We start from the raw sequence: 13,546 nt of genomic DNA, 5'->3' as shown, positions 1-13,546 counted from the left end.
ATGTTTCAAGCGGACGACTCAACGTGACAGATGCAGCGCGTCAAGCAACTCCGCCACGCTTTCGAATTCACGATCCGCGGCGGGCAATGAAGGCCGGCGCAGCATCACGACAGGCAGGCGGCGCTCACGTGCGACTTCGAGCTTGGCCTCGGTCGCACTGCCACCGCTATTTTTGCTGACCACGACGTCGACGCGTTGCAGCGCGAAGAGCGCACGCTCGCCTTCAGGCGTGAACGGTCCGCGCGCCGCGAGTATGCGGGCGCGTTCCGTGTCTTCGTGCGAGTCGAGACAGCGCACGAGCCAGAATTGATGTGGCGGGATCTCGTCGAGATGCGAGAGCGGTTCGCGTCCGAGCGTGAAGAGCGGTCGCCTGAACGGCGCGAGCGCCGTTGTGAGTTCGTCCCAGCCGTCGACCATGCGCCAGTCGTCGCCGGCGCGCGGTTGCCACGCCGGTCGACGCAGCGCCCAGCACGGCACGCCCGCGTGACGAGCCGCATTCACTGCGTTCGCGCTGATCTGTGCCGCGTAAGGATGCGTCGCATCGATCACGAGGCCGATCTCTTCATCTGCGATATATCGTGCCATGCCTTCGCTACCGCCGAAGCCGCCGACCCGCACGCTGCATGGCAGATCGTCGGGCACCTTGCCGAGTCCCGCGAGACTGTACACGTCGACGGAAGTAAGTTGCCGGGCGATCCGTAAAGCGTCGCCAGTGCCGCCGAGCAGCAGAACCTTTGTCATCGAGCGACTCCGATCAGCTTGCCCGCACGGTCGATCGCGAACATCTCCACGTTCACCTGCGGCGGCACGATTTCGCGTGCGACGGCAAGCGCGTGCGCACAGACAATGTCGCCGAGCGGCACCCGCTCCGCGTGCGCTAGCGCGACCGCTTGCTGACTCGTATTGGCCGCGCGGATCGCGGATTGCAATGCATAGTTGGCGCCCTGTTCGGCGGCCCATGCGGCGAGCCGTTCCAGATCGATACTCGAGTTGCGGCTATGCAGATCGAGATGGCCCGCCGCGAGCTTGCTCAGCTTGCCGAAGCCGCCGCAAATACTCAGGCGCTCGACCGGCGCGCGCTTCACATGCTTGAGCACCGCGCCGACGAAGTCGCCCATTTCGATCAGCGCGATATCGGGTAATGCGTAGTGTGAGCGCATCGCGTCTTCGCTCGCATTGCCTGTACACGCGGCGAGATGCATGTAGCCGTTAGCGCGCGCAACGTCGATGCCCTGATGAATCGACGCGATGTAGGCCGAGCATGAAAACGGCCGCACGATGCCGGTCGTGCCCAATATCGACAGGCCGCCCACGATCCCGAGCCGCGGGTTCATCGTTTTAAGCGCGAGCGCTTCGCCGTCCTCAACGCCAATCGTCACTTCGAAACCGCCGCCATAGGCATGCTCGGCGGCGAGTTCTGCAAGATGCTCGCTCATCATTTTGCGCGGCACCGGGTTGATCGCCGGCTCGCCGACGGCGAGCGTCAAGCCCGCACGCGTCACCGTGCCCACGCCCGCCCCGGCCCGGAACACAACGCCTGGCTCGGGCACGAGACGCACGCGCGCGAACACCACCGCGCCGTGCGTGACGTCGGGATCGTCGCCGGCATCCTTGATCGTGCCGGCTTCGGCGCCGTCATCGGTCAGCCGGCAGAAGACGAGCGGCATCGGCACATGCTGGCCCTTGGGCAACACGATTTCGGCCACCTCGCTGACCACACCCGCGAGCAGCAGACGCGCGGCCGCCAGCGACGTGGCGGTTGCGCAACTGCCGGTCGTGTAGCCGCTGCGCAGCGGTGCGGATTGTTCAGGCGTTTCGTCGCGCATGAGCGTCACGCCGATGAAGCAGCATTGAGGTTATCGGCAACACTATGGACACCATCGGCAGCGCAACGCTTCACCACATCGTACAAGGTGATCGGCAGCGCTTGCCGCCACGTATCGAAGCCACCGAGCGGCTGAGCGTCCGCAAGCGCGATTCGCGTGAGCGTGCCGCCATGTTTGTCACGCCATGCGGCGAGCGCCGCCTCGCCTTGCAGCGTGACCGCATTCGCGACCAGCCGGCCGCCGGCGCGCAAATTGTCCCAGCACGTTTCGAGCACGCCGGGCACCGTCACGCCGCCGCCGATAAACACCGCGTGCGGCGCGGCCAGCCCTTCGAGCGCTTGCGGCGCGCGGGCCGCTACGAGTTGCAAGCCCGGCACGCCCAACGCATCGCGATTGTGCTCGATGAAGCGCTGACGCTCCGCGTGCCCTTCAATGGCGATCGCCCGGCAAGTCGGATGCGCGCGCATCCATTCGATGCCGATCGAGCCGCTGCCCGCACCCACGTCCCACAACAACTCGCCGGGCGTCGGTGCGAGTCGCGCGAGCGTGATCGCTCGCACATCGCGTTTGGTGAGCTGGCCGTCGTGACGGAAGGCGTCGTCGGGCAGGCCGCAGGTGAGCGGCAGGCGCGGCGCGCCTTCGGTGGCGCGGCATTCGAGCGCGACCAGGTTCAGCGCGGCGACATCGCCCGGGGACCATTGATCCGCACGACCGTCGATGCGCCGCTCGTCGTCGCCGCCGAGATGTTCGAGCACGGTCATCCGCGTTGCGCCGAAACCTCGCGCGTTCAGCAGATCGGCAAGCACGGCGGGTGTGCGCCCGTCCGCGCTCAGCACGAACACGCGTGCGCGGTCATGCAAATAGGCGTTCAGCGTCGGCAACGGCCGCCCAACCAGCGACACCGTGGCCACGTCCTGCAACGGCCAGCCGAGCCGCGCCGCCGCGAGCGATAACGACGACGGCGCGGGCAACACGCGCAGTTCGCTGGCCGGCAACTGTCGGGCAAGCGTCGCGCCGACGCCGAACAGCATCGGATCGCCGCTCGCCAGCACACACACAGAGCTGCCGCGCTCGGCCAGAAGCGGCGCGAGATCGAATGGGCGCGGCCACTCGGCGCGCCGAGCGGCCAGCCGCGCGGGCAACATCGACAGATGACGTTCGCCGCCGTAAATCACCGACGCCTCGAGCAACGCACGCCGTGCGGGCCGCCCCAAACCGGCGAAGCCGTCGTCGCCAATGCCCACCACCGTCAGCCACGCCGACATGCACCCTTCCTCATTTTGTATCTCAAACAATGCACTGCGCCACGCCGGTCAAAGCGTCCAGCCTCGTTGTGCTATCCGAAAAAAGGCATAATACAGCCGCCGGTGCCCTTCGGGGCCTAACAGGGAACACAGCGGGAAGATTGCCGCTGTAGCTGCCCCCGCAACTGTATGCAGCGAGTCCGCCTGCGCTTGGCGCCACTGGTTCAACCGGGAAGGCCGCGGCGGACGACGACCTGCCAGCCAGGAGACCTGCCGGCCAGACTGTTCGTGCCAGCCAACATCGGGCGGGGTGTACCGATGCCGCAGCAATGCCGTTTTGACCGCTTGCTCGGGCCGTCGCGCGACGCTAACCCGGTGTCCGTCTTGAATCAAGCTTCGCCCTCCACTGTCTTGCCCGACGCGGCATCTGCGCTGCGGCCCTCGGCGTGTCCGGGCCTGCTGCGGATCGTGGCGGCGCGCGACGGCGGCATTTGCCGGATCAAGCTGCCAGGCGGCGAATTGAGCGCGGCTCAGGCCGAGGCGATCGCCAACGCGAGCGCGCGGCATGCGGCGGGCGTGATCGAGCTGACGAATCGAGCGAATCTGCAATTGCGCGGTGTCCGGGCCGGACATGAAGCTGCGCTGGTCGCCGCACTGATCGATGCGGGGCTCGGACCACAAGCTGCAAGCGGCTCTTCCGGAATGGGCGGTACAGCGCCAACCGATTCCTCCGGAGAAGATCGGGATCGCGATCGTGACGCGCACGCCCTCAATGCAGCCGCTGCTGACGACGTGCGCAACGTCATGATCAGCCCAACTGCCGGACGCGACCCGTGCGCACTGTTCGACACCAGACCTCTGTGCAGCGCGCTTCTCACGCTGCTGCAAAGTGAAGCGCGTTTCGCGGCGCTATCGCCGAAATTCGCGTTGTTGCTCGACGGCGGCGAGCGGCTCGCGAGAGTGGACCACCCGCATGACGTGTGGCTCGCGGCAGCGCAAGATTCTGCCGGTGTGGTGCGCTTCGTGTTCGGGCTAGCAGGCTGCCCGACCGTTGATGCAAGCGCGAGCGCAAACACGCACATCGGATCACCATCGTCAGGCAAAGCCGCAGACTTGTCCGAAAGATCGAATGCGGATGCGACAGGCGCGTTGGTCTCGGTGCTGCCGTCGCAAGTTCCGGCGCTCGTGCGCGCGCTGCTGCATACGTTTCTCGATCTTGCCGCCGCCGACGCCACGCGTATGCGCCATCTGCTCGACACGCATTCGGCGGACGCGCTATTGCAGCATGCGCAAATCTACGTGGATTTTCCATTGGCACGCGACGCGACGCTCGCCGACTGGCGTCGCAGCACGACCGCCGATGCCTCGTTGCGCCTCGGCGCACACGCGCAACGCGCCGCGGATACGTGGCATGCCGGCGCTCAACCGCCGCTTGGCCGCATCGATGCGGCCATGCTGCACGGCCTCGCCGCACTCGCGCAACAACATGGCGACGGCACGCTGCGCATCACGCCGTGGCAAAGCGTGCTGCTGCCCGACGTCCGAACGCTCTCAGTGCCCGTCGTGCTTGCCGCGCTGAACGCGCTGGGCCTCGCATGCGATAGCGCCGATGCCATCACACACCTGATCGCGTGCGCCGGTTCCACTGGCTGCGCGAAAAGCCTCGCGGATACCAAAGCCGACGCATTGGATCTCGCGAAGCGCCTGCCCGCCGGCGTCGACGTGCATTTGAGCGGTTGCCCACGCTCATGTGCTGCCGCGCATTGCGCGCCGTTCACGCTGCTCGCCGCGGCGCCCGGCATGTACGACCTTTTTCGACGCGACCAGGGCCCCGGCTTCGGTCAATGCGTCGCGCGCCAACTGACAGTCGAACAGGCCGCCGATACGATCGCGCGCCTTGTTCGAAGCGACACATGAGTGACACCGATGCTTGATTACATTCGCGACGGTCAGGAGATCTATCGTCAGTCTTTCGCGACGATCCGCGCCGAAGCCGACCTGTCGCGCATTCCTGCCGACCTCGAAAAACTCGCGGTGCGCGTGATCCACGCGTGCGGGATGGTCGATGTGATCGACGATCTCGCGTTCTCCGAACATGCCGGCACAGCAGGCCGCACGGCGCTCGCGCAAGGCGCGCCGATTCTCTGCGACGCCGGCATGGTCGCGCAAGGCATCACGCGCGCGCGGTTGCCGGCGAACAACGACGTGATCTGCACGCTCACACATGAACGAGTGCCCGCACTCGCTCGCGAACTCGGCAATACGCGCTCCGCCGCCGCACTCGAATTGTGGCGCCCGCATCTGGGCGGCAGCGTCGTCGTGATAGGCAACGCGCCGACTGCCCTCTTTCATCTGCTCGATATGCTCGACGCCGGTGCGCCGAAGCCCGCGCTGATTCTGGGTTTTCCGGTCGGCTTTGTCGGCGCGGCGGAATCGAAAGCGATGCTCGCAGAGAATAGCCGTGGCGTGCCGTATGTCGTCGTGCATGGCCGGCGCGGCGGCAGTGCGATGGCTGTGGCCGCTGTCAACGCGCTCGCAACGGAGATCGAATAAATGACGGCGCAACAATGTGCAGGGCGTCTGTATGGGCTCGGTGTCGGTCCAGGAGACCCGGAACTCATCACGCTGAAGGCATTGCGTCTGCTCAAGGCAGCGGCCGTGGTCGCCTACTTCGTTGCGAAGGGCAAGAAGGGCAACGCGTTCAGCATCATCGAAGCGCATTTGCACGACACGCAGCAGCAACTGCCGCTCGTGTATCCCGTCACGACCGAAGCGCTGGAGCCGCCGCTGTCATATGAAGCGATCATTGCCGACTTCTACGACACCGCAGCCGACATAGTCGGGGCGCATCTGGATGCGGGGCGCGACGTCGCCGTGATCTGCGAAGGCGATCCGTTCTTCTACGGCTCGTACATGTATCTGCACGACCGGCTCGCGGCGCGCTATGAGAGCGAAGTGGTGCCGGGCGTCTGCTCGATGCTAGGCGGCGCGGCCGTGCTCGGTGCGCCGCTCGTGTATCGCAACCAGAGCCTGTCGGTGCTCTCAGGCGTGCTGCCGGAAGACGAACTGCGCCGCCGTCTTGCGGATGCAGACGCCGCAGTCGTGATGAAACTCGGGCGCAATTTCGACAAGGTGCGGCGCGTGCTCGGCGAACTCGGGCTCGCGCACCGCGCGCTGTACGTCGAGCGGGCGACAATGGGCAACCAGCGTATCGTCCCGCTCGCCGAAGTGGACCCGATGGCGTCGCCGTATTTCTCGCTGCTCGTCGTGCCGGGGGAAAAATGGCAAGGATGATGCCGCCCGCCATCGTCATTCTCAGCGCGGGCGCGCTGGATACCGCGCGGCGCATTCAAACGCTGTATGCGGATTCGCAGGTGCATGCGCTGCAAGGCCGCGTTGAAGCCGATGTCGCGTACGCCGAACTGAGCCCCCATCTGCGCGACCTGTATGCACGGGGCACGCCGATTGTCGCGCTGTGCGCGGCCGGCATCGTGATTCGCTGTGTGGCGCCGCTGCTGTCGAACAAAGGCGCCGAGCCGCCGGTGCTCGCCGTCGCCGAAGACGGCAGCGCCGTCGTGCCGTTGCTCGGCGGCCTCGCCGGCGTCAACGTGATGGCGCGCGAGATTGCCGCGGCACTTGCCATATCGCCTGCAATTACCACGAGTGGCGAGCTGCGGTTCGGCACCTGTGTGCTCAATCCACCCGATGGTTATGCGCTTGCCGATATCGGCCAGGGTAAGCGTTTCGTGTCGGATCTGCTCGCGGGCGAAAGCACGCGTATCGAGGGCGACGCGCCGTGGCTCGACGACGCGCAACTGCCGCGCTCGCCGTCGGCGCGGCTTGCTATTCGCGTCACGCCTCGCGCGTGGAATGGACGCGACGACGAACTGGTGATTCATCCTCGCAGTGTCGTCGCGGCAGTGACGCCCGAGGCTGTCGCTTCAACGCCCGCACAGGCAAACACCGCCGCGACATCAACCGCAGACAAGAACGCCGCCGCCGAAATCGCGGCTCGCGTGCGCGCTTCACTCGACGCCCACGGCCTCGCCTCTCTTTCGCTTGCTGCATTGCTTGGCTCATCGGAACACATGGCAGAACCGGCGCTCGCCGAAGCGGCCGCGCTGCTGAATGTGCCGCTGCGTTTTACGGACTGCGACGCAGAAATCGGCGAATCGCCGGCCAACCTTTTACGCGCCGCCCTGCGCATTCCCTACGAGACCCTGCACGACGATCATGTGCAAGGCATCGCCCTCGCTCTATCGCCGCTCGCGGTCGATCCCGACACGATAGGACGGGCGCGCGGCCGGCTGACGGTAATCGGCCTCGGCCCCGGCAGCGCGGAACTGATGGTGCCCGCGGCGCATAAGGCGCTCGACCAGGCCACCGATATTCTCGGCTACGAGACTTACGTGAAAATGGCCGGCCCGCTGCGCGCCGGCCAACGCGTGCACGGCACCGATAATCGCGAGGAAATGCAGCGCGCCCGCCATGCGTTCGAACTCGCGAGCGCGGGACGGTCAGTCGTGATGGTGTCGTCCGGCGACCCCGGCGTATTCGCGATGGCCGCGGCCGTGCTCGAAGCGCTCGACGCCTCTGCGGACAGCGCGTGGGCCGCTGTTGAGCTTAGCATCGTGCCGGGGGTATCGGCGGCGATGGCTACCGCCGCGCAAGCCGGCGCGCCGCTCGGCCACGACTTCTGCATGCTGTCGCTGTCGGATAATCTGAAGCCCTGGAGCATCATCGAAAAACGCTTGCGACATGCCGCGCAAGCGGACCTCGTCATGGCGTTCTACAACCCGATTTCGCGCGCACGTCCGTGGCAACTCGATAAGGCGCTCGATATCGTTCGCGAGTATCGCGCGGCAAATACGCAGGTCGTGCTCGGCCGCGACATTGGCAGGCCGGGCGCAACGCTGCGCACGGTGACGCTGGGCGAACTGCGCTCAGCGGATGTCGATATGCGCACGATGCTCATCGTGGGCTCCTCCACCACGCGCCGCTTCACCAGGGGCGCGCAGTGGGTCTACACACCGCGCTGGTACGAGTAAGCCCCGACGGATAGCTACGCCGCGGCCTTCATATCGTCGATCGCGCGCTGCCTCACGCCCAGGTCGTCCCACAGTTCCGGATGGCACGTGAACACCAGAATCTGATGCCGCGTGGCAGCGTCGATCAGCGCCCGCTTGATCGCATCCCGCCGTGCGGCGTCGGTATGCACGGCCGCATCGTCGAGCATCAGCAACGTGGGCCGGCCGGACGCCTTCAGCAGATCGGCATACGCGAGCCGCGTGAGAATGCCGAGTTGCTCGCGCGTGCCGAAGCTCAGCGCTTCGAGCGTGTCTGCGCGGCCATAACGATCGAGCGTCGCGGGACTCAGATCGTCGCCAAGCGCGATGGTCGATTGCGGAAAGATCCGCTTCAGATAATGGCCGAGCCGTTCCGTCAACGGCGCACGCAACTGCGCGACCGCCGCATCGCGTTCCGCGACGAGCACTTCGTCGAGCAGACTCAATGCGCCGGCGCGCAAGCTCAGCTCCTCTTTGCGGCGGGTGGCCTGCTCCACTTTTGCGTCGAGCGCTGCAAGACGCTCGCCGAGCCCTGACGCGCCCACTGTCTCCAACTGGCTGCGCAAACGCGCGATGCTGACCTGCCGCTCGTGCTGGTCCTGACGCGCAAGTTCCGCCGACGCGCGATAGCGCTTCGCCTCGGCCGCCGGGTCGTCCAGACGCACGGCTTCGAGTTCGCGCGCTCGCGCTTCGCGCTGCTTCGTCAGCGCCTCGACCTGCACACGTTGCTCGACGATCTTCGCCTGCCACTGCGCGCGGTTGCGGCAGAACGCCGGGTCGCCCAATTGCGCTTCCTTGCGCTCCAACTGAAGCGCGAGTGATTCAGCCGTCGCAATGCCGGTGGAACGCTTCTCGGTTGCCTCGTTCAGTATCTTGCGGGCGCTCTCCAGCGCGGAGGCTGCGATTTCGGCGCTGCGCCGCGCTTCGTCGAGCGGCAGCGCAGCCGAGACATCGGGCAAACTCGTCAAACGCTCGTTGGCGGCCTGCGAGCGCGCGGCGGCCGATGCCAACGCGGCGCGCAGCGCGTCGATGCCCTGCGGCGCGTACGCTTCGAGTACCTTCGCGTAACTCTTCTGCTGCGCGACAAGCGCCTTCCACTGTTCGTGCCTCGATTCGGCTTCGGCAAGCGAAGCGACGCCGAGCGCTTGCAGCAACTGCGCATGCTGCGCTTCGAGCGCGGCGAGTTCCGACAACCGTGCGGACAGATCCGAAACGCCCGGAATCACGCGCAATTCACCAAGCTCGCCCAGGCCAATCCGCTTTTCTTCGTCGACACGCAATACGCCCGCGCCGCTGATGGACGCCTCGCCCACCGTAATCGGCCCACTCAACCGATATTCGATGCGGGTCATCGCCGCTTCGGTGCGCGCACGCAACACGGTCAGCGACGCATCGAGCGATGCGAGGCGCTTGAGCTTCGCCTCGTCTATTTCAAGGGCGGCTGCGGCGCGCGCGGTTTCTACGAGCGCTTCGTTGGCTTCGCTCGCGGCAGCAATCGCCGCTTCGAGCCGTTCCAGTTCCGCGTGATGAAGACCGATCTGGTTGCGCAGATCCGCGGCGCTCACCGCCGCATTCGCCAGTTCGAGCGCGCGGTTCGCATCGGTAAAAGCCTGCTCCAGTTGCGCGACGCGGGTTGCCGCCTGTGCATATCCGGTTTCGACCGCCGCCACGTTCGCGTGCGCCGTGTCGAGTTGCTGACGATCGCGCGTCACCGCTGTTTCCAGTTCCACCGCGGCCTGTTCGTGCTGCAACGGCAGCGCGAGTTCAGCCTCGCTGACTTTCAACGCCTGCGCGAGTTGGTCTACGCTGCGCTCGAGTTCCGCAGCCGCATCGGCGCGCTTTTGCGCGAGCACGGCCTTCTGCTCGTGAACTTCCCACGGCCGCTTGCGCTCGGTTTCCTCGAAGGCCTGCTGCTGCGCGGCAAGTCGTGCGATGTTTTCCTCGAACTGTTCGCGCTGCCGGTTCAGATCGTCACGCTCCGCGATCAGCGCGGCGAGCGCGGCTTCGGCTTCGGCGAGCGGCCCGGTGGATTTCTGCGTGCGCGCGGTCAGCAGTTGCCGAAGCTCGCGTTGCACGGCGGCGATCAACGCATCCTCGCCCGCCGATTCGCGGCTGCCGGACAATTGCGACAACGCATCGCGCAGATACTGCGCCGCGTGACCGGTCGAGTCGCGCATGTCCTGCGTGCCGCCCTGCTGCACCCACAAGAGACCTGGAACGCCCGCGTTTTCCGCCTTCAACGGCCCGCGCGCGGCACGCGAAAAGCCGAGCAGTGCGGCGAGCTTGTCTTCCGCTTCGTCTTCGCCGAATACGGTCTGGCCGATCTTCAACTCACAGCGCTGACGCGTGACGAACTGCTTCGACAGGCGGCATGTGACGCCGTCGAGATCGAAGCTGACTTCGACCGACGGCTGCCCGCTCGCCTTGCCCCAAGGCAGCAATTCCTTGAGATGCGAGGCCTTGTAGCGTTCGAGAAACACCGCACGCACGGCCTCGGCAATCGTGCTCTTGCCGGCCTCGTTTGGTCCCACGAAAAGATTGAGACCGGGCTGCAGGTCGTCGATAAAGAGACGCCCGGTGAACTGTTTGAATTCCTCTATCGCGATGCTCTGAAGCTTCATGCGGACCTCGCCTCACGCGGCAATTCACGTTGGAGACGCGCCAGCAGCAATAATGCCTCTGCCGCGCGCTTGACCTGTTGCGGGTCGGACTGCGGATCCTCCTGCATGCCTCGCAAACGCGCGACAACTTTTGCCAGATAGCCGCTCTGCGCGCCGAGTTCGGCGAGATCCTCTGTAGTGGGCAGCACCTGCAAACCGCTCAGATCCACACGCAAGGCACGCACGCGCGCGCGGGTCTCTTCGACGGCGACATGAACCGCCTCAGCGTCGGCCAGCGCGACCGTGCCGCTCACCGAGACGCGCAGCACGTCGCTGCCGCTCAACGTGGCGAGGCGCGTCTTCAGCCAATCCACATCGGTCGGCACGGAAATCGTTTCGTCCCAGCGATGCCACTGGTATTGCCCGACTCGCACCGCCTCGACCGCGGGTTGTGCGCCGGGCTCGCTCAGCGTGACGTCGAGCATGAAGCCGGGATCGTTCGCGCGAAAACGGTCCTGCTCGTGCGTGCCCGCGTACCAGGTGCGCTCGTCGACGCGAAAGTGGCCGTGCCAGTCGCCGAGGGCCAGATAGTCGAGGCGCGCGCTTGCGGCGCGCGTCGGCGAGATCGGGTTCGAGGAGTCGATGCCTTCCTGCAGAATGCCGCTCACGCTGCCATGTGCGAGCCCCACACGGTGATACCCCGGCGGCGTCTCGACGGTATCGAAAAAGCCGGTGGTGTCGTCGTAAGTAATACGCTGCGTGAGCGGCGCGCACAGCACCGCGCAACGGCATGCGTCCAGCAACACGACGCCGGGCGCGAGCACGAGGCGCACGTTCGGCGGCACGCAATTGAGGCGCTGCGCACGCCTCCAGACGCTTTCCACGAGCGCCGCGTCGTGATTGCCAGGCAGCATGATCCACGGGCCCGCGAAGGCTTGCAGTGCGGCGAACAGGCGGCGGATTACCGTATCGGACACCGTCTGCAGATCGAACACGTCGCCTGCCACCAGCACCGCGTCGACCTGGCGCGCGGCTGCTTCGTCGGCGATGCGGCGCACGGTGTCGAAGCGCGCCTGTGCCAGATGCGCGGCCTCCTCCGGCTCGAACTGGCCGAACTGCGTGCCGATTTGCCAGTCCGCCGTATGCAGAAACCTGATCACTGTGCCTCCATTGCGTTCAAATGCATTGCCGCGTGGCGCACGCTGCTCACGCCGCCGCCGCGGTTCAACCCTCGATGTTACCGTGCCGGCGGCTCAAACAGAGACCGATACGGCCGGATCGCGGTCAAGCGGCGCGATGCCGCGCTCTTCACCATCATTCAGCATCGTTCACCGCTGCTCGCCCTGCACACTGCGCGGCGCGCAGCGCTAAACTCGCGTTTCCGGACCCTGGCTCTTTCGCCGATGAATAAAGCACTCGAACTGAAGAAGGCCAAACGCACGCCGCTGTTGCTCCTTGCCGCGGCGGCCTGCGTTTTCGTCGTCACGGCATTGATGCCGCGCGGCGTGTGGATCGACGGTATCAAGGCAGTGGCCGAAGCCGCGATGATCGGCGCGCTCGCCGACTGGTTCGCAGTCGCCGCGCTGTTCCGGCGCGTGCCGATTCCGGTGGTCTCGGCCCACACGGCGATCATTCCGCGCAACAAGCACAAGATTGCCGACAACCTCGCCGTGTTCGTGCAGGACAAGTTTCTCGACGTGCCGTCGCTCGTCGGTCTGATCAAGAAGCACGATCCGGCACAGAGCATCACGCGCTGGCTGACCGAGCCCGCCAACACCGCGCGCCTCGGCAATTACGTCGTGAAACTGACGAGCGGCATTCTCGATCTGACCGACGACGTGCGCATTCAGGTGTTCATCAAGGACGCATTGCGCGACGTGCTCGCAAAGGTCGATCTCTCGCAGTCAATGGGCGCGATTCTCGACACGCTCACCAAGGACGGCCGCCACCAGGAGCTTCTCGACGCGGGCATCGAACAGGTCGTCGCATTGCTGCGCGAACCGCAGGCGCGCCAGTTCATTGCGGAACGTATCGTCGATTGGGTAAAGAGCGAGTATCCGAAGATGGAGAAAATCCTGCCCTCCGCGTGGCTCGGCGAGAAAGGCGCCGAGACTATCGCGAATGCGGTGAACCGGATGCTCGAACAGATCAGCGAAAACCCCACGCACCAGTTGCGCCAGAAGTTCGACGACGCCGCGCACAAGCTGATCGTAAAGCTCAAAAGCGATCCGGCCTTTCTGGAAAAAGGCGAGGAATTCAAGCGTTATCTGGTGGAAGGCGAAGCGCTCGCCTTGTATGTGAAGGACATGTGGGGCGAACTGCGCGCGTGGCTCAAGCGCGATCTGCAAAGCAGCGACTCGGCGTTGCATGCGCGAGTCGTTGCGGCGGGCCAATGGGTGGGCCGCGAACTTGCGAACGATCCGGCGCTGCGCCAGTCGCTCAACGATCACCTCGAAGACGCAGCACGCGCAATGGCGCCCGAGTTCGCGCAATTCCTCACACGGCATATCAGCGATACCGTGAAGAACTGGGACCCGCATGAGATGTCGCGGCAGATCGAATTGAACATCGGCAAGGACCTGCAATATATCCGCATCAACGGGACCGTAGTCGGCGGCTTCATCGGCTTGCTGCTCTATGGAAGCTCGCTAGTATTCGACTTGCTGCGCATGCATATCGGCTGAGCGGGCCATACTGGCGAACCGCGACGCAAAGCGCCTACAATCCGGGCATAGGGTTTGCTCAGCCGCAGTGGCCCATACGGCACCGTGCCGCCGCCGCATCTACCGCGCGCGAGACTACAAGCGACC

At 65.6% G+C, this 13,546-nt stretch carries 10 protein-coding genes and 1 riboswitch; of the genes, 5 read left to right on the top strand and 5 right to left on the bottom strand.

Annotation, left to right across the window (positions count from 1 at the left end):
- Positions 1 to 18: 18 nt before the first annotated feature.
- From BCA01S_RS20755 to BCA01S_RS20745, 3 genes are read right to left on the bottom strand one after another with little or no spacing between them, the layout of a single operon-like run.
- Positions 19 to 741: a cobalt-precorrin-6A reductase gene (locus BCA01S_RS20755; RefSeq protein ID WP_027778558.1), complete on the bottom strand. Its 723-nt coding sequence runs from the start codon at positions 739 to 741 to the stop codon at positions 19 to 21.
- Entirely contained in the window at positions 738 to 1,826 is a 1,089-nt protein-coding gene (locus BCA01S_RS20750) for a cobalt-precorrin-5B (C(1))-methyltransferase (protein WP_027778557.1), read from the bottom strand. The genes BCA01S_RS20755 and BCA01S_RS20750 overlap by 4 nt, the downstream gene beginning before the upstream one ends.
- Positions 1,827 to 1,831: 5 nt before the next feature.
- On the bottom strand, positions 1,832 to 3,091 hold the full coding sequence (locus BCA01S_RS20745; RefSeq protein WP_027778556.1) for a bifunctional cobalt-precorrin-7 (C(5))-methyltransferase/cobalt-precorrin-6B (C(15))-methyltransferase: 1,260 nt from the start codon (positions 3,089 to 3,091) through the stop codon (positions 1,832 to 1,834).
- 85 nt (positions 3,092 to 3,176) lie between these two features.
- A riboswitch (cobalamin riboswitch) is annotated at positions 3,177 to 3,362 on the top strand.
- Between the two features lie 83 nt (positions 3,363 to 3,445).
- On the opposite strand from BCA01S_RS20745, the gene cobG reads away from it, so the two are divergent.
- From cobG to cobJ, 4 genes are read left to right on the top strand one after another with little or no spacing between them, the layout of a single operon-like run.
- Positions 3,446 to 4,987, top strand: a complete 1,542-nt coding sequence (cobG, locus tag BCA01S_RS20740) for a precorrin-3B synthase (protein WP_169740538.1) — start codon at positions 3,446 to 3,448, stop codon at positions 4,985 to 4,987.
- 9 nt (positions 4,988 to 4,996) lie between these two features.
- Complete coding sequence (locus BCA01S_RS20735) at positions 4,997 to 5,623, top strand: precorrin-8X methylmutase (protein WP_027778554.1); 627 nt, start codon at positions 4,997 to 4,999, stop codon at positions 5,621 to 5,623.
- Positions 5,624 to 6,364: a precorrin-2 C(20)-methyltransferase gene (locus BCA01S_RS20730; RefSeq protein WP_027778553.1), complete on the top strand. Its 741-nt coding sequence runs from the start codon at positions 5,624 to 5,626 to the stop codon at positions 6,362 to 6,364.
- On the top strand, positions 6,361 to 8,118 hold the full coding sequence (cobJ, locus tag BCA01S_RS20725) for a precorrin-3B C(17)-methyltransferase (protein ID WP_027778552.1): 1,758 nt from the start codon (positions 6,361 to 6,363) through the stop codon (positions 8,116 to 8,118). Before BCA01S_RS20730 ends, cobJ begins: the two co-directional genes overlap by 4 nt.
- Before the next feature lie 14 nt (positions 8,119 to 8,132).
- On the opposite strand, the gene BCA01S_RS20720 is transcribed toward cobJ, so the two are convergent.
- Complete coding sequence (locus BCA01S_RS20720; RefSeq protein ID WP_027778551.1) at positions 8,133 to 10,757, bottom strand: AAA family ATPase; 2,625 nt, start codon at positions 10,755 to 10,757, stop codon at positions 8,133 to 8,135.
- Positions 10,754 to 11,896 (bottom strand): metallophosphoesterase family protein, encoded by a 1,143-nt coding sequence (locus BCA01S_RS20715; protein ID WP_027778550.1) that lies wholly within the window; start codon positions 11,894 to 11,896, stop codon positions 10,754 to 10,756. The genes BCA01S_RS20720 and BCA01S_RS20715 overlap by 4 nt, the downstream gene beginning before the upstream one ends.
- Positions 11,897 to 12,139: 243 nt before the next feature.
- Between BCA01S_RS20715 and BCA01S_RS20710 the strand changes: the two genes are divergently transcribed.
- A complete protein-coding gene (locus BCA01S_RS20710) occupies positions 12,140 to 13,420 on the top strand; it encodes a DUF445 domain-containing protein (RefSeq protein ID WP_042319054.1) in 1,281 nt (426 codons plus the stop codon).
- Positions 13,421 to 13,546: the final 126 nt, after the last annotated feature.

The sequence above is a fragment of the Paraburkholderia caledonica NBRC 102488 genome (assembly GCF_000685095.1).
Classification (GTDB): Bacteria; Pseudomonadota; Gammaproteobacteria; order Burkholderiales; family Burkholderiaceae; genus Paraburkholderia; species Paraburkholderia caledonica.
This window is presented reverse-complemented; position numbering and strand designations above follow the sequence as displayed.